The sequence below is a fragment of the Salinibacterium sp. UTAS2018 genome (assembly GCF_004118935.1).
Classification (GTDB): domain Bacteria; phylum Actinomycetota; class Actinomycetes; order Actinomycetales; family Microbacteriaceae; genus Rhodoglobus.
Window position 1 is genome coordinate 1224063 of the sequence record NZ_CP035375.1, and the last position, 25640, is coordinate 1249702.

A 25640-nucleotide genomic window follows, 5' to 3' on the forward strand; every position below is an offset into this window, starting at 1 on the left:
CCCTCCACCCGTGCACGCCACAAACCCTGACGGCAGTCAGGGTTTGTACAACATCTCAAACCTTTACTGGCGGACTACCAAGTTCGCGCTGTCGAGGTATTGCCCGACACCCGAAACCATCGTTCGAACAATCGAAGCCACGTGTTCGGGCTGCATGATCGTCGATGGATCTTCATCCGGAGCGAGCGTCTTGCGCAAATCTGTGGCACAACGACCAGGAGACAACGACACAACGCGGGTTCCATAGATGGCAAGCTCCTCGCGCAGCACGTCACTCATGTTGATGACCGCCGCCTTGGACGCCGAATAGGTTAGCCACCCGGCACGGCCAGTGATGCCCGCCGTCGACGCGATGTTTACAATCGCATCGAACTTGTTGCCGTGATGAAGGAGTTCTTGAATAACCGTGAATGGTGCGTAGACGTTCACCATGATCGTCTTCTCGAAGTCTTCGAACTCGACCTGCTGGAACGCAACCGGGTTGGTATAGCCCGCGTTATTGACGAGAATGTCGACCTTCGGGTGCGCCGCGTTGATCTCTGCCATCGCTGCGATAATCTGCTGGCGATCCCCCAAGTCCACGTTGTACGTGTGGATTCTTACGCCACGGTCGTTTAACGTCTCGAGCCACTTTACGTTTTCAACAAAGTGATCGCTCTCGCGAGCCAACATAATGATGTCTGAGACCGTGGGCTCGTTCGTCAAGAACTCGCGCGCCGTTGCAAGGCCAATGCCCTTAGACGCTCCCGTGATCAGAACCGTCTTATTCATCAGCATCCTGCCTACTCCGCAACAACACATTCGCAATCTGGACATCGACGGGCCCTGTGACCTTGAGATTGCTCTCATCGCCATCGATGAAGTAAACGTCATGACCGGCCGCCGCAACGAGCGTTGCGTCTTCCGTGTATTCAGCCGCACGCTCTACAGCGAAGTCGTGGCTGGCCTTCAAGTCTGCGCGCAAGAACTTTTGCGGCAACTGCACGTTGCGCAGGCCGTCGCGCTCGAGGTAACCCGTGACTCGCTTGGTCACCGGGTCAACCGGCGCCACCGTGAATGAGATCGGCGACATAAAGCTGCAGTTGTCGTACGGCGCTGCGATGAGCTCGGCGAAATCAGCGACTGTCACCATGGGGCGAGCGGACTCGTGAACGAGAACACGATCGTTGGTGCAGGCATCAACCATGCGGGCGACCGAGTTATGGCGAGAGGAACCAGCTTCTACATAGGTCACCGTCGTGGTGATCGCGTAGTCGCGCACGATGGCTTTGACCTCGTCGAGCCAGCCACTGGGGTAGTTGAGAACGACCTGGTCGATCTCTGGCACCTCGTTGGCCGCAACCAACGAATAGACCAAGACAGGCATACCGTGAACCTTAAGGAACTGCTTGGGCGAATCGGCCCCAAGCCGCGCTCCAACACCTCCATTAAGGAGAATGAGACTGTACATACGGAATAACTCCTCTAACCCCACGACAGCACCCGCGACGGCGAGCCTGCGGATGAGTCTAACGTGAACGGACGGTGAACAGACGGAAAAAGCGAAGCAAACGCGAGCATCTTTACACGTATTTGCCGGCCTCGTTAAGGAACACGTCGACGTAGCCCTCGGGCGCAAAATCGCCTAAGTAGTACTTCTTCCAATTGCGACGTTCGTCGAGCAACGAGTCATTTACAAGCAACTCATCGAGCACTTGTTCGATGTTGGAGCCATCGCGCGCAAGCAAGTAGGAAGCCTTAGCTAAAGGGAACTCCTCGACGAAGTCCTCTGAGGCAGCGATGGCCGCGATAGCGAATGGCTTCTCGGAGTAAAGGAAGTCAGGCACGATACTCGAGACATCTGAGATCAGAGCGTCGGAGATATTGAAACATTCCGTCGTCGATAGGTCTTTTTCGGCAGCGGGGCCCCATAAATGTTCGCGTCCTGACGCGGCTCGATCGGCAGCAAGCAGTTCCACGATGCGTTCTGCTTCCGCCGCGTGCGACGCGTTGACCGCTGTGTACGGGTGGGAGCGGAACACCACGCGAGCTCCGCGTTGAAGAAGAGCTTGAACTACCGCGACACCGATCGGCAACGACGAATAGTTCGAGTCGGCAAAATAGCCAGCCCAAGTGGGGGCGTACATCACGGTCTTGTGCCCGCTGCGATCGGTGGCCTCACCCGCAACGGCGATGTTCTCAACCTGCGGCCGCCCCACGATCGAGAACCACCCCGGAGCCGTCTCGATACCGGCACGGGCAAAGCGATCGATAGCCGCTTGGCCCGCCACAAAGTTCTTATCGAACATGCGGAGGACCGGGTTGAAGCTTGGAGCTTTATCGCTCTCACCGTGAAGGAGCTGAATGTGAGTGAGGTGGGTGTAGCGCGCCATGTGCACGTTACGTGCATTTGAATTGACATAGAACACAGCTTTGAGAGTGGATGCGATCACGCCATCCATATCCGCGACGACGCTTCGTAGCAGCACTGGCGCCGTCGTGAGCTTGGAAGCCGCGATGAACGACGCTCGATTGCGGACCACGACGATGAATGGCTTATTCAACCGCTCAAGGTAGGGCAGCCACATCGCGAGTTGGTAGTCGGTCTTCGCCGGCGCGTCCCAGTGCACCGCGAACGTCGGGGCGACTGCTGCGAGAGCAGAAGGCAATTGGCGTTCCGCGATTCGGCGGCTTCGCACGCGAAGAATGCCATCCAAGAGAGAAATGCTCGTCGGCACGGCAGCGACGAGGGTGACCGCAATTCCGATCCACGGGTTCACTCCGGACCATGCCAATGCCGCGAGAATGAACATCGCGATGACGTTCACCAGAAAGATGAAGTTCACTCTAAAGAGCGGGTAGTTGCGTACAGAGACGCCAGGAAGATTTACACCATAGGGGATGGCGCCGGCGGCTACTTTGGCGCAATTGACCTCGGTACCGATCAAGAAACTCAAGATGCCTACGGATACCCACACGAGTAATTCATCACTCGTGCGCACATAGGCGTAGCCGATAGCAATCAGGATCAACACACGAGACAGCACGAAGCGCCCTACGTATTGGCGCCATCCTTTGCCTTTGCGCAGCGCGGGCAATCCGAAACCTACGATAACTGCAAAGGCGATGCCGGCGGCCGCGAGCGCCAACCACAGCTCGATACCCAGCAGCAGCGACACAACGCTGAAGGAAGCGAGCGCATTCGCGACGAGTTCGAGACCATTCGCCTGCTCAAATCGCTTCGCAAATGATCCTCGATCATTCGAAGACGAGCGGGAGAATAGTTTCATTTCTTAGATTTTCTTAGTGATGTGGTGTGAACCAGAGAGACTGCTGCACAAAGAATGCAGGCGAATAGCACCTTAACATGTTGCGCTCTGAGTGGCCCTGAATGGCTCACATCCGCTCCCCGCCCGCTATTGCTGCTGAGTGGTGGGCATCCGATACGCTAAAGGTACCGAACGTTCACTCAACGTTCCCCTTTTAAGCCTCGCGGCGAGCGCGCTCGCCACCAATGATTCGGAAGTCTGTGACCACTCCACTCACCGCATCGCGCAGAAAGTTGCGGTTCGAGGCTCAGGGCAGCGGGCAGGCCGTAGACATTCGTTTTGATGGTCACCGCGTCTGGTCGACCGAGCTTGTCGCAACCGCCGACATCCATAAGATTGCCCTGGATTGGCCCCCCGCATTGCGGCCCTACCTCAGCGGTACCACCAAGCTCGAGGTGGCGGACTCTGGCAGCGGCGAGATTCTCGCGAGCGGTGCCGTGCGGTTCGGTCTCAGTTCGAAACCCGTCTCCGTGCGCGACGCCGAAGGCCGTCTGCTCAGCATTAACAAGTGGGGACGTCTGGGCGTCAGCGTCGCTGGCGTCGATACCTCGTTTCGTGAACGCCTCATCGCGCACACCCACGAAATTCTCGACCACCTCGCAGAGCTTGGCTACACGGCCTACATCACCGGCGGCACGCTTTTGGGCGCAGTGCGTGACGGCGACATCCTTCCCCACGACGACGACACCGACCTCGGCGTACTGCTCGATCACAGCGACCCTGCCGACATCTCGCTCGCCAGCTATCGGATGCAACGAGAGCTAGAAGAGCTGGGCTACGACGTCGTGCGCCACTCAACCGCGCACCTTCAACTCACCTACTTCACCGAGAACGGCAGCATCGACCACTACGTCGATATCTTCACCGCGTTCTATCGCAGCGCCGACGAGTTCTGCCAGCCGATCCATGTGCGCGGAAATCTGCCCATTGAGTCACTTCTTCCTCTGGTGCCGATCGAGTTCGCGGGCATCAGCATGCCGGGGCCCGCCAACCCCGAAGCCTGGCTTGAGATTTGTTACGGACCAGCGTGGAGCATCCCGAACCCCTCATTCGCGTTTGTCACGCCCATGAACACTCGCCGACGGTTCGAGAACTGGTTCGGCTCGCAGAACACCAATCGCGTGTTTTGGGAATCGCGCCATACCGCTGGTTCCACTTCAGCTGCCGCGGATGCTCGCTCCCACCGCCGCGAACTCGACACCGTGTTGGCCACCCTTCCTCCCGGCTCTGCCGTGGTCGACGTGGGCACAGGCGATGGTGCAGACGCCATCACGATCTCCAACGCTGGGCACCACGTCATCGGCTTTGACTACAGCTATAAAGCGTTGTCGCGCGCGCACGCACGTGCCGAAACAGAGACGAAGGATTCCCACGCGGTCGACTTCCGCTATCTCAATATTTACGACCGCCGAGACCTACTGACGTTCGGCGCCGAGCTTGTGACCCAAGGTACGAGCTGGCATTTCAACGCCACCAATGTGCTCGCCGGGCTTACCAAGGAGGGACGAGCGAACTACTTCTTGTTCCTCAAACTTGTGATGAACCCCGACAGCCTCGCGATCGCCACCTTCGACACCAACTACTCGGTAACCCACTTTCGTGGAGACAATCCGCTCACGTGGCACTACCCGCTCGACTGGTTGCACTCTGAAATCGCGCCGCACGGGCTCACCGCAGAACTTCTTCACACCGCAACACGGCGCACCGCTCACGGTCGCCGGCGAACTGCAACTGTCGTCATCCGACGATCGCATCCCAGCCACACTGAACCGGAGGCAGCATCATGGAACGCCTAATTGGACGCATCCTCAACAAGCTCGCGCCGCGCACCGCGAACACCATCAAGGTGCTCGTGCACTCCAGTGAAGACGCGGGCCTCGCCAGCCGGATCGTCAACTACGAAAAGGAAATCGCCGAGCTTCGTCAAGAAATCGACGAGCTTCGCAGCGACAGTGTGCGGGTAGCCGAGCTCTACGACCTCGTATTTGAACGCCTGCGCGAAAAGATCTAACGGCCAGCGGCCGGCACTCCCCCGCCGCCGCCCAGCCCAGCAGCGCAGTCGCCACCCTGCCGCTAAGCCTGTGGCAACACCGGGCGCAGCTTGTTCTCGAACATGCTCAGCGCCGACGCAATCGCCATGTGCATATCGAGGTACTGGTAGGTACCCAGACGGCCGCCGAAGAACACTCCGGCCTCGGCATCCGCGTGCTTGCGGTACTCCAAGAGGCGATCGCGATCCTCTGCCGTGTTCACCGGGTAGTACGGCTCATCTTCGCGCTCGGCAAACCGCGAGAACTCCCGCATAATGACGGTCTTCTCTGACTGGTAGTTGCGCTCGGGGTGAAAATGACGGAACTCGTGGATGCGCGTGAACGGCACATCGGCATCCGCATAGTTCATGACGGGCGTGCCCTGGAAGTCTCCGACCTCGAGCACCTCCTGCTCGAAGTCGAGCGTGCGCCACGACAGTTCGCCCTCGGCAAAGTCGAAATAGCGATCGATCGGTCCCGTGTAAACAATCGGCACCTGGCCGACCATCGAACTCTTGTTGATGGGCTGAGTCTCGTCGAAGAAATCCGTGTCGAGACGAACCTCGATGTTGGGGTGATCGGCCATACGTTCGATCCACGCGGTGTAGCCGTCAACAGGCAAACCCTCGTAGGTGTCGTTGAAGTAGTGGTTGTCGTAGCTGTAACGAACAGGAAGTCGGCTAATCACTTCGGCCGGCAAGTCGGTCGGCGCCGTCTGCCATTGCTTGGCGGTGTAGTCGCGAATGAACGCCTCGTACAGCGGACGGCCAATCAGCGAGATGGCCTTTTCTTCCAAGTTCTGCGGCTCGGCATCGCCCAGCTCAGACGCTTGCTCTGCCACCAGCGCGCGCGCAGCATCCGGCCCGAATGCTGCCCGGAAGAACTGGTTGATCGTGCCCAAGTTGATGGGGAGAGGAAAGACCTCACCACCGTGGTTGGTGTACACCCGGTGCTGGTAGTCGGTGAACTGCGTGAACTTAGTCACGTAATCCCACACGTGCTTGTTCGAGGTGTGGAAGAGGTGCGCCCCGTAGCGGTGCACCTCGATGCCGGTCTCCGGCTCGACCTCGCTGTACGCGTTACCGCCAATGTGCGAGCGGCGATCGATGACAAGAACCTTGAGGCCCAACTCATTCGCGGCACGTTCGGCGATCGTGAGGCCGAAGAAGCCAGAACCAACTACGAGCAGATCAGGAGTCACAGTACAACCTTTATGAGTGGAAACCGCGGGCTATAAACCGACGGTAAGCGATACGACGAATCGCGACAGGAACCAGACGGTAACCTCCGCGCACAATCACATTACGAACATTCTGCAACGGGGTGGTGAACCCCAGCTTTCTAAACTCTCTCTGCAAGCGCAACTCTGCCTTCAACTGGCCGAGCCCGCCCCGGCGTGTATACGCCCCCGCACTGACTCGATACATCAGCAAGGCTTCTTGCAAATTCTCCACGCGCGCGCCCGCATCAATCATGCGGGCGAACAACCAGTAATCCTCCATGAGGCCGACGTCAATGTAACCACCGGCAGCGGCCACGGCGGAACGGCGATACATGACCGTCGGATGATTGAACGGATCGTGAAAGCGCGAGTACCGGGCGATTTCTTCTTGACCCTGGGGCGGAATGCGCTTACCGATTACCGAGCCGTCGTCATCGGCGAACTCGAACATCGCGGTACCGACCAGGTCGAAGCCGCCGGCGATCGCCGCTCGCTGTTTCTCAAATCGAGTCGGCAGCGATACATCATCAGCATCCATGCGGGCCACCACATCGAAGGAGCACTCTGCGAGACCGGCATCGAGTGCTCGGGCCAAGCCGCGGTTCTTCTCCAGAACCAGCAACTTCGTTGGCACCGGAGACGATGCGATCAGCTGCATCATCGTCGCGCTCAACTCCGCAGAAATGGGACCATCTTGCACGACTACAACCTCAGCGGGCTGCAGCGTCTGATCATCGAGACAACTGCGAAAAGCGCGCTCTAAAAAGGCAGACTGATCGCCCGAATAGATCGGCAACAGCAACGAGAAGTCGCGTTCGTGATCGACCACGCCTACTCCCGTGCTGCTTCAACGCGGGCAACGGCATTAGCCACTGCGGGCAGGTCGGCGAAGTAGTCAGTGTTCGACACCGGGCGCGTGCGCCCACCCTCAGCGAGGCCGCGACGCAACCCTGCCCAGAGCACCGGGCGTTGCTGCGAGCGCCGAATCGTGCGGATCCAGCGACGGATGCTCGAAGCACCGTACATCGCTTTCTCCCATGCCTTGAGGCCTCGCGAATAACGCATCAGCCACACCTTGTTGCGCACTTCAAAGAAGAATCGCTCACCGGGGTCGAGGTCGGTGGAGCCGAGGAGCTTTGTCTTGTGCACGACAACACTGGCGGGCACGAAAATGCCGCGGCTGCTGCGCAAGAGTCGAGTAGAAAACTCGAAGTCGTCGTTCCAGATGAAATAGTCGGCTACCGGAAGCCCCCATTGGCGCACCGCTGCAGCAGAAACAAACATCGACACGAACGATGAGCTACGCACGGCGAGCGTTGAGGCCGCCTGCGCTGCCGACTTTTCGGCCGCGCTCACGAATGGCTTCTCGCGCGGAGTGTTCATGGGGTGATCTTGGCCATCAGTCCAGATCACGCGAGAGCCAGCAATCGTGACTTCAGGCTGAGCCTCGACAGCGGCAACCAATTCGGCCGCGGCAGACGGGGTCGGAATCGTGTCGTCATCCATGAGCCAGAGCCACGTGGGGTCATGTGCTTCAAGAGCGTGCGCCATTCCGGCGGCGAAACCGCCCGCTCCCCCGGTATTGCGTTCGAGAGTGACCAGATCAACGGCAGGGAAGGATGCTCTGACAGCATCACCAGATCCGTCATCTGACGCGTTGTCGACGACAACAATGGCATCCAAGGTGCGTGATTGTGCGGCTAGGGCGGCCAACGCCTCCATGAGCAGTTCGCGCCGGTTGTACGCCACCACCACCGCGACTACACGGGAAACTTGCGGCATTTTCGGTATCTCGATCTCACTGTCGCGAAGGGAAGGGCAACACTCACCCTAGACGAGCGAAGCGCTCTGCACACGTTACAGGTCGGCGCTACCTCCTATAGATAGGATTACCGGGTGCAGCGCTTCAATTCATCTCCCGGAGGGCGTCAGTGACCTGGTGGGAGACCATCCCGGCTTTCGCGGTCGTACTGACGGTTGGCATAGCGCCGGGGCTGTTGCTTTCGGCAATGCTCGGTCTGCGCGGAATAGCGCTGCTCGGCTCTGCCCCAGCGTTCTCCGTCACTACCGTGACTCTGGCGTCGATTGCCGCACCATTTTTCGGCGCCGCCTGGGGGCTCGCTCCCATCGCCGGCACCACAGTGGTGCTGCTCATCGTGATCGCGGTCTTCCGATTGCTCTGGCACCGGCTGCGCCCGCAACCCGCGTTCGCTCATCCCCCCGTTCGGCTTCTGACCTGGGCGGCTCTCGGCATCGGAGTGGCTGCCATCGCGATCACCGTGCGCTTCATCGTTGCGTTCGGCGAGCCCGAGAACATCTCGCAGACCTACGACAACATCTTTCACCTCAATGCCCTGAGGTACGTACTCGATAGCGGAAACGCGTCGTCGCTCACTCTCGGCGGATTCAACATCGAGAACCCAGCTGCGGGCACGTTCTATCCGGCAGGCTGGCATGCACTCACCGCGGCGAGCGCGAGCATCACCGGCGTCAGCATCCCCGTGGCGATCAACCTCACCTCCATTCTCATCGGTGCCGTGTACTGGCCTCTCGGCTGTGTCTTTCTCGTGCGCACGATTCTCGGACCGCGCGCGATCGCCATCGTCGGGGCGGGCGTTCTCTCGGCAGCATTCGGTGCATTCCCCTACGGCCTCGTTGACTTCGGCGTGCTGTATCCCTATTTACTCGGCGTCAGCCTGCTGCCCGCAGCGCTCGCCTACGCGGTGATCGCAACTCGCTTGAGCGACCAGCCAGAAATGCGCACATCGCGCGCCTGGTTCGCTCTGTTCGGTGTAGTTCCCGGAATCACACTCGCGCACCCCAGCGCCACCATGGCTTTTGTCGCCCTCAGCAGCATCCTTGTTGTCGTGGGAGCTCACCGCATGTACAAGCGACTCGTCGCTGCGCACGCGTCAACGCGTAAGATCCGCCTGCTGCTGGTTGGCACTGCCCTCGTGCTCGCCGCCTATCTCGGCGCCTGGCTCGTCGTTCGCGTCAGCGTCGTGTGGGAACCGATCAGAACGGTCGCTCAAGCCCTCGGTGAAGTTCTCACCAATGCAACCAACGGATTGCCGATAGCGATCGTGGCGACGGCGCTCGTGATCGTTGGCATTCTTCAGCTTCGGCAGCAGCCATTGCTGCGCTGGTTGATTCTCAACTTCAGCATCGTGGGCATTTTGTACATCGCTGCAGCAGCGATGCCGCACTCCCTGCTGCAGTCGCTGCTTGTCGGCACCTGGTACGGGGATAGCCACCGCTTGGGTTCGCTTTTACCCATCGTGGCTCTTCCGCTCGCCACGCTCGGCCTCGTGCGCGTATACGACGCGATTCGCACGCGCGAACCCACGAAGGTCAGTGCGAAGGTCGATGCACGTTCCCGGCAGCGCTCACTCGCTATCACGGCCGTAGCGCTGCTGCTGGCGACTCAGGGTTATTCGCTGCACGTGGCAACTCTCGAAGCTCGCAGCAACTACGTCATCACCGACGACCCCGACGACGAGGATTACGAGGCGCCGCTGCTGACCGCCGACGAACTAGACGTTCTCGAGCACGTGGCTGACTACGTTCCGAAGGATGCCGTCGTGGCCGGCAGCCCGTGGACCGGCGCCGGGCTCGTCTACGCCATCGCCGACCGCGAGGCCATGCTTCCCCACGTCGGTGGCTTCGACAGCGCCGAGTCTCGGCTCATTGGCGAGCGACTTCGCGACGCGGCTAGTTACACTAGCGTTTGCGATGCTCTCGCGACCCTCGAAGTGGGGTACGCATTAGATTTTGGCACTCGCGAGGTGCACGGCGAAGAACACAACTTCGACGGGCTCACCCGGCTGGCAACTTCACAGGCAGTAGAACCCCTGTATACGAGCGGCGACGTCGGACTGTATAAAATCACCGCGTGCGACTAACGGACAAAGGAAACCTATGGCGATGACCACCCTGCGAGTCGTCCTCGACGACATTGCTGCGCCCGCATCGCGCAATCTACGCCGCTATTCCGAAGAACTGGTCAAGCAGCTCATCGTTGGTGCACCACCCCACTGCGAAGTCACAGGAATTGTTTCCCACAACAGCAGCAGCGCGGAATACATTGAGCAGACATTCCCCGGTCTGGCAGAACTCAGCACCCTGCGCCTCGGCCACGACGCTCTCGTTCGCGCGTGGCAACACGGCGTCACCAGCATCCCCGCAACGCGGATGTCGGGAAAAGGACTCGTACACTCCCCCAGCTTGTTTGCCCCACTCGCCCGCCATGACCGGGTTAACGACGTCGGCACCCAGACCGTCGTGACGATCCATGACCTGCTCGCGTGGACCAGCCCCGAGTCGCTCAGTAGTCGCCAGGTCGCGTGGAACAAAGCGATGGCCAAACGCGCTTATAAATATGCGGATGCCGTAGTCGTGACGTGCCACTCGGTGGCGAGCGAACTGAACGAGATCATGAATTTCGGCGATCGAGTGCGCGTCATTTCCGGCGCCGCCACCGGCCATCTCTCTCAGCCCTTCAACGCTGAAGCCCGCGCTCTCGCCCTCGAACTGCCCGAACGCTACATTCTGGCCACCGGCACTCTCGCACCTCACACCGGCCTTGAGGCGCTGATTCAGGCGATGGCTCACCCCGATGCTCCCGACATCCCCCTCCTGATCTCCGGGCCTCCGGCCTGGGGCGAGCGCGATATTGCCCGCACCATCGCCGAAGCCGGGCTCAGCCCTGAGCGCGTGCGGCACCTGGGAGTGCTCGGCGATGAAGATCTTGCCGTTGCCCTCAACAACGCCACGATCTTCGCGTACCCCAGCATCGCGGAGGGCTTCAGCTTGCCCGTTCTCGAAGCGTTTTCACTCGGCACCCCGGTTGTGCACTCCGACACCCCCGCCGTTGTCGAACTGAGCGGAGATGCCGCCATTGCGGTCCCCCGCAACTCACCCGAGACCTACCCCGAACGGCTCGCGCAGACTCTCGCCGACGTTGCCGACGATGCCGAACTTGAACGTCAACTCAGCGTCAGGGGCCTCGACCGCTCCCGCATTTTCACCTGGCAGGCCGCGGCCGACAAAGTGTGGCAGCTACACGCTGACCTGTAGATTTTGCGGCTGACCGCAACCTCAGCGTAAGGCGCAGGGCGCAGGGAGCAGGGCGCAGACTATTCCTCGGCGGGAGTTGAACTCACGAGCGCTTCGGTCACCAGTTGCCTGATGTAGTCGTAGTCGGGGTTTCCCACATCAATCGTGGGAGGCGATAGCTCGAGCGTTGCGATCGGGAAGTCCCGCGCGCTACTGGCGAGGCCGGTAAAGAGGCCGAGCATCACCGACGGAATGTCGGTCGTCACGACTTGCTTGCCGGCATCCGCCACGCTGCGGAACTTCGTCAGAATGTTGGTGGGTTCGAATTGGCGCAAGATAGCTTCTTGCACCTCTCGCTGCCGAAGCATGCGGTCGTAGTCGTTCGATCCGTGACGGGCCCGCGCGTACCAGAGCGCTTCCCAGCCGCCGAGACGCTGTTCGCCTACCTCGACCCAGCCATCCACGTTTATCGGCTGCCCGAACTCGTCTTCGTCGCCGCCGATCGGCTGCCGCTCAGTGACGTTGATGACTACTCCGCCGAGGGCATCGATCAGATCGTCGAAGCCCTTCATGTCGATGAGGACGTAGTACTGAAGGTCAAGCCCCGTGACCCCGGCAACAGCATCGCGCATCGCTTCGACGCCGGCGGAACTCGCGTTGGCCTCAGCATCGGGATAGAGGTCGGGGTTCTCCTCGCCGTACGTGTAGAGGTAGCTGATCAAGCACTCATCGCCACAGTCGTATCCCGTGGGGAAGTCATTGTAGAGAGGCGAGCCCTCAACGAAGGGAATCGATTCAAGGTTGCGCGGGATGCCGATGAGCGTTGTCTCACCGGTTTCAGCATCCACGCTCGCAACGGAAATACTGTCGGGTCGCAAGCCGACCCGGTCAGGTCCGGCGTCTCCACCCAGCAACAAGATGTTGTAGCGACCGTCGCTCGGTTCTTCGTAATCCGCGCTGCTGAATACCTCTGAAATGGTCGAGCGCGCAGAGTCCACGATGTTGACGGCCGCAACCGCAACGCCGGAATATGCCACTAAAGCGATCAGAGCAAATGCGACGACAAACGGTCGAGAGCCAGCGCTCGCGCGCTTGACGTGGGCCAACCGCAGCGAGTCGATCGCGAGCACAATCCACAGCAGGACATACGCAACCAGCACGACTTCGACGACAGCGAGCACCACAGCGTTGGTGAAGGCCGACAGGAAAAGTTCACGAGCCCCGAAAAATAAGCCAATGGCGATCGCGACCAGCAGCCAGAAGAGAGCCGTCACCACCACGGCGAAACGGCCAAGTCGGCGGCTGCCCGCCAAAATTTGGGCGGACCCCGGTACAAAGATGTTGAGCACGACCAACCACCACGCCCGGCGGGTCATGACGGGCGTCGACGAGACGTCGGGAGCCCGCAACGAGCTGGAAGTACTCACAGCAGTCGCTGCAACGCGGTATTTTTCTCAGCAACCATTGCTTCGAGCCCGCTGGCGTAGGCCTGCAGTTTGTCGGCAACGGCGGAATCCGTCGAGCCAATGATGCGAAGCGCCAGTAGCCCTGCGTTCGTGGCTCCGCCGATGGAGACCGTGGCAACCGGAATACCGGCAGGCATTTGAACGATCGACAAGAGCGAGTCAAGACCGTCAAGCTTCGCGAGAGGGACCGGAACGCCCACAACGGGAAGAGTGGTGACGGATGCGACCATGCCCGGAAGGTGCGCGGCACCACCGGCTCCCGCAATGATCACGTTGACGCCGCGGGATGCTGCTTGCCGGCCGAACTCGATCATGCGATCGGGCGTGCGATGAGCCGAAACGACCTCGACCTCACAGGCCACATCGAACTCAGCGAGGATCGCCGCTGCGCCCTTCATTACGGACCAATCGGAATCAGATCCCATGACAATCGAGACGAGCGGTGAAGACATAAGAGGATCCTATCTGCCGGTTTTGGATGCACTGTTCTCAACACACGGCGGGCAACCGCCGCCGTGCGACTAGTCGAACTGCGCTGCGGCCGCGCGGGCGTTGGCGCGAACGTCGTCGAGAGTGGATCCAGACGCCGTCACGTGCCCCACTTTGCGGCCGGGCCGTGATTGCTTCGAATAGTCGTGAATCTTGGTTCCCGGCGACGCGAGCGTAGCGGCACCGATACGCTCGTGGAGTTCTTGGCCGACTGGTCCGCCCAAAATATTCACCATGACCGACCACGGCTCGCGCGAATCAGTCGCGCCGAGGGGTAAGTCAAGAACCGCACGAAGGTGCTGCTCGAACTGGCTGGTTTGGCATCCGTCGATACTCCAGTGACCGGTGTTGTGCGGACGCATCGCCAGCTCGTTGATCACGATTCGGCCGTCCGTTGTCTCAAAAAGCTCGACCGCGAGCACGCCCGTAACGTCGAGCCCTTCGGCGATCGTGCGAGCGATCGCGGCTGCCTCGTCAGCGAGTTCAGAGCTCACGCCGGGAGCCGGCGCCGTTACTTCAGCACAGACACTATCGCGCTGAATGCTCTCCACCACCGGCCACAACGCAACGTCTCCTGAAGGATTGCGCGCAACGGACTGTGCTAATTCTCGGCTGAAATCGACCAGCTCTTCGATCAAGAGTTCACCAGCCGCAAGCCAGTCTGCGGCGTCCGCTGCGGCACGAACGATCTTGACGCCTTTACCGTCGTAACCCCCGCGCGGCGTCTTGAGAACGCCAACCCCATCGTGGGCGTCAAGGAAGCTCGCGACGTCGGCGACAGTCGTGACCTTGGCCCACGCCGGCATCGGCAACCCGAGCTGCTCGAGTCGTTGGCGCATCTGCAGCTTGTCTTGCGCAAAAAGCAGCGCGTGCGGGCCGGGATGCACCGCGATTCCCTCCGCGACCATCGCCTTCAAGACCTCTTGCGGTACGTGCTCGTGATCGAAAGTAACGACGTCTACCTCGCGAGCAAATGCCAGCACTTCATCGACTGAGTGATAGTCGCCAACCGCCGTTGCGGCGAGAGCGGCCGGAGAGCCCTCGGCCTCTGCCAGCACGCGGATGTCGATCCCCAAGTTGATAGCGGGCGGGATCATCATGCGGGCGAGCTGGCCACCACCGATTACTCCGACTTTTACTGACATGAACTCTCCAGAGGTAGCCCTGACTGATTATCAGGATCGTGCAAGACTTCGCAGCTACAATTTCACCGCTCCCTCTATCTTTGCTTATCTATCGGGCGGATTCGTGCGTTCACTCATCACTCAGCTCAGCCGCTTCGGACTCGTCGGTGCCGTGGGAGTAGTCATTGACGTCACGATCTTCAACATCTTGCGCACGACCGTGCTCGCTCCCGAGCTGCTGCATGAAGGGCCAATCCTCGCGAAGATCGCCTCCACGGCGGTCGCGATCGTGGCCAACTGGCTCGGCAACCGCTACTGGACATTTCGTCGAACGACCCTTCAGCATCCGGTTCAGGAAGGGTTCAAGTTCGCCCTCGTGAGCCTTGGGGGCATCGCCATCGGGCTCAGCTGCCTCGTGGTCTCCCACTACGTTTTGGGCTACACCTCATTGCTGGCAGACAACATCTCCAGCAACGTCATCGGCCTTGCGCTCGGCACAATTTTTCGCTTTTGGGGCTATCGCACGTGGGTGTTCGCCGAACGCTCCGAGACTCCTCAGAACGTCGAAAACGAAGACTCTTTCGAGAGCGCGGATGCGTTAGGGGCGCCCCAACGCCCGGTAGCCCCAGCCGGCTTCGCGCCACTTCACCGGGTCCAGGCAGTTTCGACCGTCGAGGATCGCGCGCACCGCGACGACTGACGCAAGCGCCGCGGGGTCGATCTGGCGATACTCACGCCACTCTGTGAGCACCAAGACGACATCCGCGTCCTGAGCAGCCTCGAGCGCGGTTTCAACATAATCAAGACCGGGCCGGATGCGGCGCGATGTTTCAATCGCTTGAGGATCCGTTGCCCGCACTCGGCCACCGAGCTCGGCCAGCCGTGCCGCAACGTCGAGGGCCGGCGAGTCACGAACGTCGTCAGAATCAGGTTTGAACGCTAGGCCAAGAACGGCGATGCGCGCCCCCTCGATCGTGCCGCCCAGTACTTCGCGACACAGATCGACCATGCGCTCGCGACGGCGAAGGTTGATCGCGTCTACCTCTCCCAAGAAGTTGAGCGCGTCACCGGCACCCAGTTCGGAGGCGCGTGCCATGAATCCGCGGATGTCTTTCGGGAGGCATCCGCCACCGAAACCGAGACCGGCATTCAAGAAACGGCGACCGATGCGTTGGTCGTAACCGATGGCATCCGCCAGCTGGGTGACGTCGGCACCGGTGACTTCAGCAACCTCGGCCATCGCATTGATGAACGAAATCTTGGTCGCCAAGAACGCGTTAGCCGCAACCTTGACGAGTTCTGCGGTCGCGAAGTCGGTGACGAGACGCGGGATGTCTTGGGCCAGCACCGAGGCATAAACCTCGTCGAGCATGGCCACCGCGTGGTCATCGCCCGCGCGTACGCCGTACACGAGACGATCAGGGCTGATGGTGTCTTTTACGGCGTAACCTTCCCGCAAAAATTCGGGATTCCAGGCCAGATGGGCTCCCACGGCTTCGATCTGAGCGGCTAAGCGCTCAGCCGTGCCGACGGGAACAGTTGACTTTCCGACCACGACGTCGCCGGGGGCCAGATGGGGAATTATCGCGTCGAAGGCAGCATCGACGAAACGCAGATCGGCCGCGTTCGAGCCCTCTTGTTGCGGTGTGCCGACAGCGATGAAATGCACGGTGGCGTCGTGGGCGCTGGTGAGATCAGTAGTGAACTCGAGCGTTCCGGCAGCCAAGGTTTCCTCGAGCAGTTCTGGCAATCCCGGCTCGTAGAACGGAGCGTGAGCTGAGGCTAATAAGTCGACTTTCGCCTGATCGACGTCGATGCCCACCACGTCATGCCCAAGCTTCGCCAGTGACGATGCGTGGACGGCACCCAAGTATCCGCAACCAATAACTGAAATCTTCACGCTGCGCACCATACCTGATGGGGGTTGCCAACAGGCATCTATCCCCAAGCGCGGCGATCCCGCCTTAGAAAGCGGCGTGCGCCTTTAGCGCGTTCCCCAGACCGTGGTCTCGTCTGACGGATGCTCTTCTTCGCGTTGACGACGCATCGACACCACGTTCTGGTTGTTCTCCATGAGGTCATGCAGAGCAGCCTGCGTAAGTGCAACAGAAGGTATATCGCGCAGCACGACCGGGTACTCGTGACCGGCGTTGATCAACAGGTCACCGCTGCCGAACATCCGCTGAATCCATGTTTGGCGAACCGTGACGTCGTAACCTCGGCTGTGAAGAAGCTCTTGACGCACCCGCACGAAGACGCCGCTGGAGAGCACAACGCGGCGGGTAGTGATCGTGTAGTTTCTTGCCAGCCAGCTGAAGAATGGCAAAAACCAGGCGACGACGATCAGCAGCAGCCCCACCGCGAGTAGGGCTAGATTCTGCCAGTTTTCGGGAAAGCTGCCGAAGAAGTAACCAAGCGCAGCCGCAGTCACGATGAGAACAATGCCGGGAAGGATTAGCACCCGGGCATGGGAGCGCACGCGAGCAACGATGGCTTCGCGTTGAACGCTCATCTCATGGGGCATAGATCATTCATACCGTAGGTGAGTGACGTCGCCCGCCGCGACGTGCTGCAACGAGCCGTTCGCATCATCCCGGACGACGAGCTGGCCCTGGTCGTCGACGGTTTCGGCCGTGCCGAAAATACGCTTACCTCCCGGCAATTCGACCCGAACGCGCCGACCAATGGTGCCGCACTCGGCCCGCACAGCATCCGCGATACCGCTGCGCACAGCATCGAGACCGCCAGCGACAAATTGGTCTACGAGAGCGACGAGTTCGGTCAGATAACGGCTGAGCGCATCGTCGAACTCGGGCTGCACTCCCTCGAGCAGCAGCGATGTTGACACGGATGTCGGCAGTTCGTCACGTTCAATTGTGAGGTTCAATCCCGCCCCGACGATCACTCCGGTGCCGCCCGCCACAAGTTCCGAGAGCAGCCCCGACACCTTGAGGCCCTCGATCTGAACGTCGTTGGGCCATTTGAGAGTGACCGCGCGATCGCTCACCAGAGCGCGCACGGCACGGGCCATCGCTAGACCGCCGATCAGCGGCATCCACGACAGTGCCTCGACGGACGCGTGGGGCGGAGCTACCAGCACAGACACCGCAAAGGTTTTACCCGCGGGCGCTACCCATTCCCGCCCGAGACGGCCGCGCCCCGCCGTTTGATTGGCGGTGACGAGCGCAGCCAAGTGGCGAGTCTCGCCCCGGGCCGCACGCGCAAGCAGCTCCTGGTTCGTCGAGCCAACTTCATCGATCTGCTCGAGAAGGGGAACAACGGCGGTACTGAGTGGCAGGTCCATCGCTTCAGCGTAGAGCTCTTCGACCCCGCGCCCACGATGCTTTTAGTGTTTCCTCAATGAATCGGCCCGCAAACTTGTGGGTTCCGCCAACCACACAAGCACCGGATGGGTGGGTAAAGTGACACAGTGACCGAAGACAACTCGACTCCAGACATGTTCACGACCGCCGGCAGGATCGCCGATCTCAAGAACCGCTATCACGAAGCCGTGACCGCCAGCGGTGACGCGGCCATCGAAAAGCAGCACGCTAAGGGCAAGATGACGGCCCGCGAGCGCATCGAGCAGTTGCTCGACCACGGCTCGTTTGTAGAGCTCGACGAGTTCGTTCGTCACCGCACGCACGCGTTCGGGATGGAAAAGAAGCGCCCGTATGGCGACGCTGTGGTCACCGGTGTTGGCACCATCCACGGTCGCCAGGTCGCCGTGTATGCCCAAGACTTCACCATCTTCGGTGGCTCGCTCGGTGAGGTTGCCGGCGAAAAGATCATCAAGGTCATGGACCACGCCATGAAGACCGGCGTTCCCATCATCGGAATGCTCGACTCCGGCGGCGCTCGCATTCAGGAGGGCGTTGTAGCTCTCGGCAAGTACGGCGAGATTTTCCGTCGCAACACTCAGGCATCGGGTGTCATCCCGCAAATCTCCATCATCATGGGCCCGGCTGCCGGTGGCGCCGTCTACTCCCCCGCGCTCACCGATTTCGTGATCATGGTCGACAAGACCAGCCAAATGTTCGTGACCGGCCCCGATGTCATCAAAACCGTCACCGGTGAAGACGTCGGCATGGAAGAGCTCGGCGGCGCGCTCACCCACAACAAGGTGTCGGGTGTTGCCCACTACCTCGCTAGTGATGAAGCGGATGCTCTCGACTACGCCCGCACCCTCGTGGGCTTCCTGCCCGACAACAATATGTCGGATGCTCCCATCTACGAGAGCGAAGTTGAGTTGGAGATCACGGATGAGGATCGCAAGCTCAACGCGATCATCCCCGACAGCCCCAACCAGCCCTATGACGTGAAGACGATCATCGAGCACATTGTCGATAACGGCGACTTCCTTGAGACGCAGCCGCTGTTTGCTCCCAACATCGTGGTCGGTTTCGGTCGCGTTGAGGGCCGCTCGGTCGGCATCGTCGCCAACCAACCACAGGCCATGGCCGGAACCCTCAACATCGAGGCCGGGGAAAAGGCTTCACGTTTCGTTCGTTTCTGTGATGCCTTCAGCATTCCGATCCTGACCCTGGTGGATGTTCCCGGTTACCTTCCCGGCACCGACCAGGAGTGGACCGGCGTTATTCGCCGTGGCGCCAAGCTGCTCTACGCGTACGCCGAGGCAACTGTGCCTCTTGTCACTGTTATTACTCGTAAGGCCTACGGCGGGGCGTACATCGTTATGGGCTCCAAGCAATTGGGCGCAGACCTCAACTACGCGTGGCCGACCGCTGAGATCGCCGTCATGGGTGGCCAGGGTGCGGTCAACATCCTGTACCGCGGTGAAATCAAAGCCGCAGAGGCCGCTGGTGAGGATGTCGCTGCCGTGCGCACGCGCCTCGCGAACGAGTACACCTACAACGTTGCCAGCCCGTTCCTCGCTGCTGAGCGTGGCGAGCTCGATGGCGTTATCGAGCCTGCCGCCACTCGCGTGCAGGTCGTCAAGGCACTGCGTGCGCTTCGCACGAAGCGCGCAAGCGTGCCGCCCAAGAAGCACGGAAACATTCCACTGTGACCGGCAAAAATGCTCAGGATGAGCCGGCCGACATCCGCATCGTCTCTCGCAATGTCACGCCCGAAGAAGCAGCAGCGGTTACCGCTGTTGTTCGTGCTGCCCTTCTGGAGTCAGCAGAGCTTGCCGGAGCGGATGATGTGGCTCCCGTGTCGGCGTGGGCGCGCAGTCAGCGCCCCATTCGTGAGCCGCTTCATCCGGGCCCCGGGGCATGGAACGCGAGCGCTCGGCGCTAGCACAAGGGTGCTCGAGGCTCGATGACGGTGGTTTTCCTAGGTGTTTCGTCTAAAACCTGTGGTTTCGAAGTCGTACCCCATTCGCGGGGTTCGGATTTAGTTGCAAAGCGGGCAATTCGGGTCAATTCACACCTTGAATGCGTAAATTGTCCCCCGAGAGTCCCCCTAAAAACCGACTTTGTTAGTTGTTTGAGTGGTGCAGAATATTAACTGCTAGGTGAATCTCCATAGGAGTTACACCGCCAAAGATTGGCCGACTAGGGTAAGCGGGCCAATTCTTTGGGGGCGGATCAGGACGATATTCGGGTTATCGTCCTGATCCGGGTTCTAGCGAAGGGTCGGAGAAGTGCTTCTTATAGCCACTCCGGCCCTTCCGCCGTTAACGGCGGAGTTCGCGCTAGGCAGCCCCGGCGGGTTGCGCAGCAATTGCGGCCGGCGGGCCGCGTAACGCCGCGAGGGCTGCTTTCAGGCCCCGCTGGTGCGCCACAGCGGGATTGGCGGGCGCATAAAAGCCGAGAGGCCCTTACAAGCATGCCTGGGGCTTGAGAGACGCCTAGGCGCTGACGGTATCGACGCGCGGAATCTCCAGCCAGATGTCAACGACGTCTTCTTCGAGAGAGTCTTGGCCCAGCGCGCTTGATTCACCATCGCCGGCGCTGTGCAGTCCCACGACGGTGATCGCGACATCCGAGCCCTCGGGTACTGTGCGTGCAATCACCTTGTCGGCACTCGTCGATTGAATCGCCTGAGCGAGTCGATTGAGCACTCGATCGAGATCGTCGTCAGAGAGATCGTCGATACCACCCTCGTCAAGCAACGTAACGGTCGCACCACGACGTCGCGCGATCATGACTTGGTCTCGCACAGCATTATTGAGCAGCTTACGACCGCGGATCTCATCGCGAATCGCACCCTCAAGGTTCAGACACTCGCGTCGCTCTGCATCCGAGAGATCGCCGTCCGTCTCGCGAATTCGTTCCAGCATCTCGAGAGCCATAGTTCCGGTTTGCTCCAACCTGAACTGACGCTCGTGCACGTGAGCATCCTGCGCCGCTTGCCAGTCCGTCGCTTCCTGCTCCGCCAAGATGAACCGCTGCGCGTCTTTGGATGCCTTAGCCAAGCCGCTGCTGAGCACGTGCGACACCGCTACCCAGGATGCGCTGCCGACGATTCCGAGGCTAAACAATCCTGCCGGGCCCACTGGCCCCAAGCTGAACGTATGCGCGACGAGGAACCCGATCCCCAGCCATGCAAAAGTATGACGACCCCGGGTCGAGGTGATGGTGAGGAGCGTTCCGCTGGCCGCGACGTACCACGTCGCGTAGCCCGTGCCACCCTCGCGAGTGAAGTCGAGTTCGTTTGCGACCAACAGCGAGATGGCCACCACGGTGGCGAAGTTGAACGTCGCCATCCACACGGGCATGCGCAGGGGGCCCCAAGGGAGCAAGCTCACGATGGTGGCGACGCCATAGAGAACCATGGCGATATAGATCGGTCCAGGGCGATTCGGGATATCGATCGTGTAGTTGGCCAACACGATGTGGTACGCCGAGAAGAGCGCGGCCAAGCCGACGATCAGATAGCGGGGAACTCCGATGTTCACAGCGTTCCCTCCCGCTCAGCCGAGGCGGCTGTCGGTGCGGACTCAGCTGCCGCAGTTGCGGCAGCTTCAGGCCTAGCTCGCATCGAGACCTCGTCGCTGAGATTGCCATGAGGCCACTGGATACAGATCTGCGTTCCCGCTCCTGGGATGGAGGCGATAGCGGTGCGCCCACCGGCGTTTGCCACGCGCTCCACTATCGACACGCGCACGCCGAGTCGCTCGTGAGGTACTCGATCGAGGTCGAAGCCGGCACCGGTGTCTGTAATGACCACTTCTATGCCGTTTCCCTCAAGACCTCGTACTTCGCAGCTGCGCATTACATCGGAGCCGCCCGCATGCTGGAGGCTGTTCATCATCGCCTGGACGGCAGCAGAATGAACTGCTTCAGCGGCGGCAGCCGGCAAGGATCGCGCACCGACGCTCCGAACGGCACACGTGAAGTTTGAGGCAAGCAACTCAGCCGAGGTGACTACACGGTGAGCGAGGTCGGTGGCCTGAACAGTAGAGATGTCATCGGGCGAGGTCGCCGCCGCTTCACGCAAGTGACCAATTGCGTTTCCTGCCATGACCGCGGAAAGTCGTTGGGCATCCGGCGAATAGGCGCGGGCGGCCGAAATAAAGGTGGTCAGCACGCTGTCGTGCACGATCGAGTCGACCTGAACTCGCTCTACCTCGGTGGCATGTTGGCGCACAGCATTGCCGTAACGCCGCAGTGCCGTTGCTTGAGCGTTGTCGACGTTGGTCGCTGCCTGTCGAAGCATCGTGACGATGATCATGATGGCGCTGCCCAAAATGAGCGCGTAGACGGCCTCGAGCATGGCGAGCTGCCACGGCGCGCTGCCACCAACCGGCAAGGTGCGCACGATCAGGTACACCAGAGGCGCGGCAAAGAGATAAACGGTCGCCACGATGCGGCCAAAGGCGATCGCTGCCATCGCTGTTGCAACGGTGAGGAGGTAGTTCAGCCAATGAATGCCGCTGAATACTTCGGCGCCGGGGATCACCGTAAACGGCCAGCTGATCAGCGCCAAGAAGTAGACCACGGCGAACGTTCCGTGCATCGCTCGCACGGCGCGGTTGGTGAACGACGCGACGACGACAACGATGAGAAGCCCAAAGAGGGCAGGGACAACGCTCAGCAACCACCATGGCTGAGCCTCGGCCGTTTGACCCAGCAGCCACGGCACGGTTTGCGCGCCGAAAACGACGCCGATCACCGCGACCGAACGCGAGATTACCCGTTCAACCTGCTTTCGGCTGATCGGATTTCGCGGCTGCTTCGCCGTGGGCGCCGGCCGCGCCGTCGCGAGGCTAGCGGCCATCGCCGCCTTCAGAGTCCAAGCCGGGCAAGATACCGTCTTCGACGGCACGACGAAGCAGGTCCACCTTGGTCGGCGCCGGACGCCCAACCTCGACATACTTCACGCGAATGCGGTCGAGGTACTCGCGAGCCGTGGAATACCCAATACCCAACTGCTGCGCCGCGAGCTTGAGCGGCAGGCCCGAAGCGTAGAGGTGAAGAATTTCGCGTTCGCGGCGCCCGAGCTGTGCTTTGGAGAAGTCGCGGTCGGCGTCAATCGCGGTCGCCCACTCAAGGTTATTGAGGACCTCGCCGCGCGCCACAGTTGCCGCAGCAGCCAGAACGGTCTTCGTGGCAGATGACTTCGGAATAACCCCGGCGGCTCCGGCTGCGAGCGCTTCACGCACGCTAGCGACGCGGTCAGCAATGCTGTGCACGAGAACCGCGGACCCCGTGGCTTGTACGTTCTTCACGTTGTCGGTGACGGTCGAGCCGTCGCCGAGCGACAGGTCAAGCACAACAACGTCGACTTCGCGTCCGTTGAGACCTTCAACCAGCTCTTTCACGGTCGCCGCGGCGAGAACGAAGTCGTAGCCAGAGTCAATGAACGCCGCTTTGAGCCCCAAGCGCACTGACTCGTGGTCATCTACTACCGCAACGGCAATATTCTGATTGGCGCTCTGATCGGGCGTCTCTGTCCCGGCGGGTTCTGTCTGGGCCATGGGGCGTCCTCCTGAGTTTCTGTGCCCTATCGTAGCGGCGATAGAGCGCGATCATGGTGCTTTAGTTCACTCAACACGGCTACTTAGCGGCGTGTGAACGTTCCCACAGCTTCAACGTGGTGGGTGTGGGGGAAGAGATCGAAAGCGCGAACGCTCGAGAGCTCGTAGCCGCGCTCCGCAAAGAAGGCAACATCCCGAGCGAACGCCACCGGGTCACAGGCAACGTAAACGACCTGGGCAGGCTGAGCGCGAGCCACCAGATTCACCACTTCACGACCAGCACCCGAACGCGGGGGGTCGAGAATGATGGTGGCCTTCTCAAGGCGAGTGCGTTCAGCGGCCGTCGCTTCCTTCAAGTGCTGGCGAAGCCAGTGGTCGACGCGACCGGTTTCGGCGTGAGCACCCAACCATTCCGACAGGTTGTGCGCGGCGTGGTCAGTGGCAGCGGACTCGGCTTCAACCGAGGTGATCTTGGTTGCGGGGCCGAACTTGTCACCCACGGCCGCGGCGAACAGGCCAACGCCACCATAGAGATCCAAGTTGGATGCCGCGGGGTCGAAGAGTTCGGGATCAATAGCGTCTTGCACCGCCGAGGTCAGCACTTGGGCGGCGCCATGGTGAACCTGCCAGAACCCGGAATCGAGCAGCGTGAATTCGCGCTCTCCGACGGTTTCAGTGATGACCTGAGGCTTCTGCTTTCCCATGATGAGGCGCACTCCGCCGCTGCTGGGGTTGAGCACGTCAACGCGATCGAAACCCGAAAAGTTCTGATCGAGCGGTGCACCATTCGAAAGCTCGGCAGTGGCGAGCGGCAGATCGGCGACCGAGATAACGCGGTGTGACCGAGCCGCGAACGGACCAACGTTTCCGTGTTCGTCAACATGCAGGCTGACGCGAGTGCGCCATCCGAGTCCCTGGCGTTCGTCGTCGCCGGGAACCGCTTCAACGACCGGCGCGAGCGTGACCTTGGCCATACGCTCAAGCGACTCGCTGAGGATCTGAGCCTTGAGCTCGCGTTGGTGGCTGAGCTCAATGTGGCCGAACTCGGCTCCGCCAGCACGGTTGTCGGGATCGCGATCAACGCTCGCCGCCGACCAGACGTGCTCTTGGCGGTGCTCACTCGGCGTGACAACCTTTACGGTCTCCGCACGCCAGAACGACTTCTTTTTGTCGTCGGTAATGCGCGCGAGCACCCGCTCTCCCGGGATCGCGTCGGAGACGAACACGACACGGCCGTCGTACCGCGCCACACTGACACCCCCGTGCGCAATGTTGGTAACGTCTACTTCGATCATTTTGCCCAGCAATTCACCCATCCCTTGAGCATAGGAGCCTTTGTGCGCCTTTATCTTGCTTCCACCTCTCCCGCGCGGCTCGCAACACTGCGCGCGGCGGGCGTCGACCCCGTACTTTTGGCCTCGGGCGTTGACGAAGACGCTGTGGCTGCTGCAGCTCCCGGCCCCCTCGACGTCCCCGCGCTTGTTGAGTTGTTGGCCCGCGCCAAAGCCGAAGCAGTTGTTGGCGCGCTGGTGAACGGCGCCCCCATCGATGGCTTCATTCTGGGGGGAGATTCCGCTTTCGAATTGGATGGCGAATTATTCGGAAAGCCGCATGAACCAGAAATTGCGCGGCAACGGTGGCACGCGCAGCGCGGCCGCACCGGCGTCTTGCACTCGGGTCACTGGCTGATCGATCACCGTGGTGGCCAAATTCGTGGCGCGACCGGTGCCGTTTCGAGCGCCAGCGTGAGCTTTGCCGCCAACATGTCGGATGCTGAAATCGACGCTTACGTCGCTACCGGAGAGCCGCTGAAGGTTGCGGGCTCGTTCACGATCGACAGCCTCGGCACCGCTTTCATCGAACGCATTGAAGGCGATCCGCATGCTGTGGTGGGGCTCTCGGTCTCGTTGGTACGCCAACTCATGCGCGAGTTCGATGCCGAGTGGACCGATCTCTGGAACATCGATCGCCCGACTCTGTAGGCATCCACAGTGCTTGTCTCAGATTTTTGTGCGCTTCTGCCCAAGGCTTCGGCCCTCCTCCCCATAAGCTAGGTCAC

General features: G+C 60.8%; 24 protein-coding genes. 8 read left to right on the top strand and 16 right to left on the bottom strand.

The genetic code is table 11. The features are described from left to right. Positions 1-63: 63 nt before the first annotated feature. The 3 genes from ESZ53_RS05800 to ESZ53_RS05810 form a co-directional block, all read right to left on the bottom strand. Positions 64-771, bottom strand: coding sequence for an SDR family oxidoreductase (locus ESZ53_RS05800; protein WP_129071956.1), 708 nt, complete (start codon positions 769-771; stop codon positions 64-66). Further along, positions 764-1450 carry a 2-C-methyl-D-erythritol 4-phosphate cytidylyltransferase gene (locus ESZ53_RS05805; protein ID WP_129071957.1) on the bottom strand — a complete coding sequence of 229 codons (687 nt, stop codon included), beginning with the start codon at positions 1448-1450 and terminating at the stop codon, positions 764-766. Before ESZ53_RS05805 ends, ESZ53_RS05800 begins: the two co-directional genes overlap by 8 nt. A 112-nt stretch (positions 1451-1562) precedes the next feature. After that, the gene (locus ESZ53_RS05810; RefSeq protein ID WP_129071958.1) at positions 1563-3269 is read right to left on the bottom strand and encodes a CDP-glycerol glycerophosphotransferase family protein; all 1707 of its coding nucleotides are present in this window, start codon (positions 3267-3269) and stop codon (positions 1563-1565) included. Positions 3270-3508: 239 nt separating this feature from the next. On the opposite strand from ESZ53_RS05810, the gene ESZ53_RS05815 reads away from it, so the two are divergent. After that, positions 3509-5104, top strand: coding sequence for a LicD family protein (locus ESZ53_RS05815; RefSeq protein WP_168187190.1), 1596 nt, complete (start codon positions 3509-3511; stop codon positions 5102-5104). After that, positions 5092-5319, top strand: a complete 228-nt coding sequence (locus tag ESZ53_RS05820) for a DUF6752 domain-containing protein (RefSeq protein WP_129071960.1) — start codon at positions 5092-5094, stop codon at positions 5317-5319. Before ESZ53_RS05815 ends, ESZ53_RS05820 begins: the two co-directional genes overlap by 13 nt. Positions 5320-5381: 62 nt before the next feature. Here the strand turns inward: ESZ53_RS05820 and glf are convergent, their stop codons facing one another. Genes glf through ESZ53_RS05835 form a run of 3 tightly spaced genes read right to left on the bottom strand, consistent with a single transcriptional unit; the run spans position 5382 to position 8342 of the window. Further along, a complete protein-coding gene (gene glf / locus ESZ53_RS05825; RefSeq protein ID WP_129071961.1) occupies positions 5382-6539 on the bottom strand; it encodes a UDP-galactopyranose mutase in 1158 nt (385 codons plus the stop codon). A gap of 10 nt (positions 6540-6549) precedes the next feature. Further along, the gene (locus tag ESZ53_RS05830) at positions 6550-7389 is read right to left on the bottom strand and encodes a glycosyltransferase (RefSeq protein ID WP_129071962.1); all 840 of its coding nucleotides are present in this window, start codon (positions 7387-7389) and stop codon (positions 6550-6552) included. Between the two features lie 2 nt (positions 7390-7391). Continuing rightward, the gene (locus tag ESZ53_RS05835; protein WP_129071963.1) at positions 7392-8342 is read right to left on the bottom strand and encodes a glycosyltransferase; all 951 of its coding nucleotides are present in this window, start codon (positions 8340-8342) and stop codon (positions 7392-7394) included. A 149-nt stretch (positions 8343-8491) separates the two neighbouring features. Here ESZ53_RS05835 and ESZ53_RS05840 point away from each other — a divergent pair, with 149 nt between their 5' ends. Then, a complete protein-coding gene (locus ESZ53_RS05840) occupies positions 8492-10462 on the top strand; it encodes a DUF6541 family protein (protein WP_129071964.1) in 1971 nt (656 codons plus the stop codon). 22 nt (positions 10463-10484) lie between these two features. Next, positions 10485-11636: a glycosyltransferase family 1 protein gene (locus ESZ53_RS05845; RefSeq protein WP_129071965.1), complete on the top strand. Its 1152-nt coding sequence runs from the start codon at positions 10485-10487 to the stop codon at positions 11634-11636. 59 nt (positions 11637-11695) lie between these two features. On the opposite strand, the gene ESZ53_RS05850 is transcribed toward ESZ53_RS05845, so the two are convergent. The 3 genes from ESZ53_RS05850 to ESZ53_RS05860 form a co-directional block, all read right to left on the bottom strand. Continuing rightward, complete coding sequence (locus ESZ53_RS05850; RefSeq protein WP_246837398.1) at positions 11696-13042, bottom strand: LCP family protein; 1347 nt, start codon at positions 13040-13042, stop codon at positions 11696-11698. After that, positions 13039-13533, bottom strand: coding sequence for a 5-(carboxyamino)imidazole ribonucleotide mutase (purE, locus tag ESZ53_RS05855; protein ID WP_129071966.1), 495 nt, complete (start codon positions 13531-13533; stop codon positions 13039-13041). Before purE ends, ESZ53_RS05850 begins: the two co-directional genes overlap by 4 nt. A gap of 69 nt (positions 13534-13602) precedes the next feature. After that, a complete protein-coding gene (locus ESZ53_RS05860) occupies positions 13603-14715 on the bottom strand; it encodes a 5-(carboxyamino)imidazole ribonucleotide synthase (protein WP_129071967.1) in 1113 nt (370 codons plus the stop codon). Between ESZ53_RS05860 and ESZ53_RS05865 the strand changes: the two genes are divergently transcribed. Then, entirely contained in the window at positions 14714-15394 is a 681-nt protein-coding gene (locus tag ESZ53_RS05865) for a GtrA family protein (RefSeq protein WP_129071968.1), read from the top strand. The two genes, ESZ53_RS05860 and ESZ53_RS05865, sit on opposite strands and share 2 nt — an antisense overlap. Here ESZ53_RS05865 and ESZ53_RS05870 read toward each other — a convergent pair. The 3 genes from ESZ53_RS05870 to ESZ53_RS05880 all read right to left on the bottom strand — a co-directional run bounded on the left by ESZ53_RS05870 (position 15293) and on the right by ESZ53_RS05880 (position 17998). Continuing rightward, positions 15293-16594, bottom strand: a complete 1302-nt coding sequence (locus tag ESZ53_RS05870; protein ID WP_129071969.1) for a UDP-glucose/GDP-mannose dehydrogenase family protein — start codon at positions 16592-16594, stop codon at positions 15293-15295. The genes ESZ53_RS05865 and ESZ53_RS05870 overlap by 102 nt on opposite strands. A gap of 84 nt (positions 16595-16678) precedes the next feature. Continuing rightward, a complete protein-coding gene (locus tag ESZ53_RS05875; RefSeq protein ID WP_246837399.1) occupies positions 16679-17206 on the bottom strand; it encodes a PH domain-containing protein in 528 nt (175 codons plus the stop codon). A gap of 15 nt (positions 17207-17221) precedes the next feature. Beyond that, on the bottom strand, positions 17222-17998 hold the full coding sequence (locus ESZ53_RS05880) for a biotin--[acetyl-CoA-carboxylase] ligase (RefSeq protein WP_129071971.1): 777 nt from the start codon (positions 17996-17998) through the stop codon (positions 17222-17224). A gap of 153 nt (positions 17999-18151) precedes the next feature. On the opposite strand from ESZ53_RS05880, the gene ESZ53_RS05885 reads away from it, so the two are divergent. Next, the gene (locus tag ESZ53_RS05885; RefSeq protein ID WP_129073518.1) at positions 18152-19723 is read left to right on the top strand and encodes an acyl-CoA carboxylase subunit beta; all 1572 of its coding nucleotides are present in this window, start codon (positions 18152-18154) and stop codon (positions 19721-19723) included. After that, positions 19720-19956: an acyl-CoA carboxylase subunit epsilon gene (locus ESZ53_RS05890; RefSeq protein WP_129071972.1), complete on the top strand. Its 237-nt coding sequence runs from the start codon at positions 19720-19722 to the stop codon at positions 19954-19956. Before ESZ53_RS05885 ends, ESZ53_RS05890 begins: the two co-directional genes overlap by 4 nt. Before the next feature lie 553 nt (positions 19957-20509). Here the strand turns inward: ESZ53_RS05890 and ESZ53_RS05895 are convergent. The 4 genes from ESZ53_RS05895 to ESZ53_RS05910 form a co-directional block, all read right to left on the bottom strand. Continuing rightward, complete coding sequence (locus ESZ53_RS05895) at positions 20510-21559, bottom strand: hypothetical protein (RefSeq protein WP_129071973.1); 1050 nt, start codon at positions 21557-21559, stop codon at positions 20510-20512. After that, a complete protein-coding gene (locus ESZ53_RS05900; RefSeq protein ID WP_210403842.1) occupies positions 21556-22881 on the bottom strand; it encodes a sensor histidine kinase in 1326 nt (441 codons plus the stop codon). Before ESZ53_RS05900 ends, ESZ53_RS05895 begins: the two co-directional genes overlap by 4 nt. Then, a complete protein-coding gene (locus tag ESZ53_RS05905) occupies positions 22871-23581 on the bottom strand; it encodes a response regulator (protein ID WP_129071974.1) in 711 nt (236 codons plus the stop codon). The genes ESZ53_RS05900 and ESZ53_RS05905 overlap by 11 nt, the downstream gene beginning before the upstream one ends. Positions 23582-23664: 83 nt before the next feature. Further along, positions 23665-24897 (bottom strand): class I SAM-dependent RNA methyltransferase, encoded by a 1233-nt coding sequence (locus tag ESZ53_RS05910; RefSeq protein ID WP_129071975.1) that lies wholly within the window; start codon positions 24895-24897, stop codon positions 23665-23667. A 21-nt stretch (positions 24898-24918) separates the two neighbouring features. On the opposite strand from ESZ53_RS05910, the gene ESZ53_RS05915 reads away from it, so the two are divergent. Then, positions 24919-25563 carry a nucleoside triphosphate pyrophosphatase gene (locus ESZ53_RS05915; protein ID WP_129071976.1) on the top strand — a complete coding sequence of 215 codons (645 nt, stop codon included), beginning with the start codon at positions 24919-24921 and terminating at the stop codon, positions 25561-25563. The last annotated feature ends 77 nt before the right edge of the window (positions 25564-25640 follow it).

Excerpts from the sequence above, each read along its gene's own strand:
- ESZ53_RS05800 (WP_129071956.1), bottom strand. The coding sequence starts at position 771 with ATGAATAAGACGGTTCTGATCACGGGAGCGTCTAAGGGCATTGGCCTT.
- ESZ53_RS05805 (WP_129071957.1), bottom strand. The coding sequence starts at position 1,450 with ATGTACAGTCTCATTCTCCTTAATGGAGGTGTTGGAGCGCGGCTTGGG.
- ESZ53_RS05810 (WP_129071958.1), bottom strand. The coding sequence starts at position 3,269 with ATGAAACTATTCTCCCGCTCGTCTTCGAATGATCGAGGATCATTTGCG.
- ESZ53_RS05820 (WP_129071960.1), top strand. The coding sequence starts at position 5,092 with ATGGAACGCCTAATTGGACGCATCCTCAACAAGCTCGCGCCGCGCACC.
- ESZ53_RS05835 (WP_129071963.1), bottom strand. The coding sequence starts at position 8,342 with ATGCCGCAAGTTTCCCGTGTAGTCGCGGTGGTGGTGGCGTACAACCGG.
- ESZ53_RS05845 (WP_129071965.1), top strand. The coding sequence starts at position 10,485 with ATGACCACCCTGCGAGTCGTCCTCGACGACATTGCTGCGCCCGCATCG.
- purE (WP_129071966.1), bottom strand. The coding sequence starts at position 13,533 with ATGTCTTCACCGCTCGTCTCGATTGTCATGGGATCTGATTCCGATTGG.
- ESZ53_RS05865 (WP_129071968.1), top strand. The coding sequence starts at position 14,714 with ATGAACTCTCCAGAGGTAGCCCTGACTGATTATCAGGATCGTGCAAGA.
- ESZ53_RS05860 (WP_129071967.1), bottom strand. The coding sequence starts at position 14,715 with ATGTCAGTAAAAGTCGGAGTAATCGGTGGTGGCCAGCTCGCCCGCATG.
- ESZ53_RS05875 (WP_246837399.1), bottom strand. The coding sequence starts at position 17,206 with ATGAGCGTTCAACGCGAAGCCATCGTTGCTCGCGTGCGCTCCCATGCC.
- ESZ53_RS05880 (WP_129071971.1), bottom strand. The coding sequence starts at position 17,998 with ATGGACCTGCCACTCAGTACCGCCGTTGTTCCCCTTCTCGAGCAGATC.
- ESZ53_RS05885 (WP_129073518.1), top strand. The coding sequence starts at position 18,152 with ATGTTCACGACCGCCGGCAGGATCGCCGATCTCAAGAACCGCTATCAC.
- ESZ53_RS05900 (WP_210403842.1), bottom strand. The coding sequence starts at position 22,881 with ATGGCCGCTAGCCTCGCGACGGCGCGGCCGGCGCCCACGGCGAAGCAG.
- ESZ53_RS05905 (WP_129071974.1), bottom strand. The coding sequence starts at position 23,581 with ATGGCCCAGACAGAACCCGCCGGGACAGAGACGCCCGATCAGAGCGCC.
- ESZ53_RS05910 (WP_129071975.1), bottom strand. The coding sequence starts at position 24,897 with ATGGGTGAATTGCTGGGCAAAATGATCGAAGTAGACGTTACCAACATT.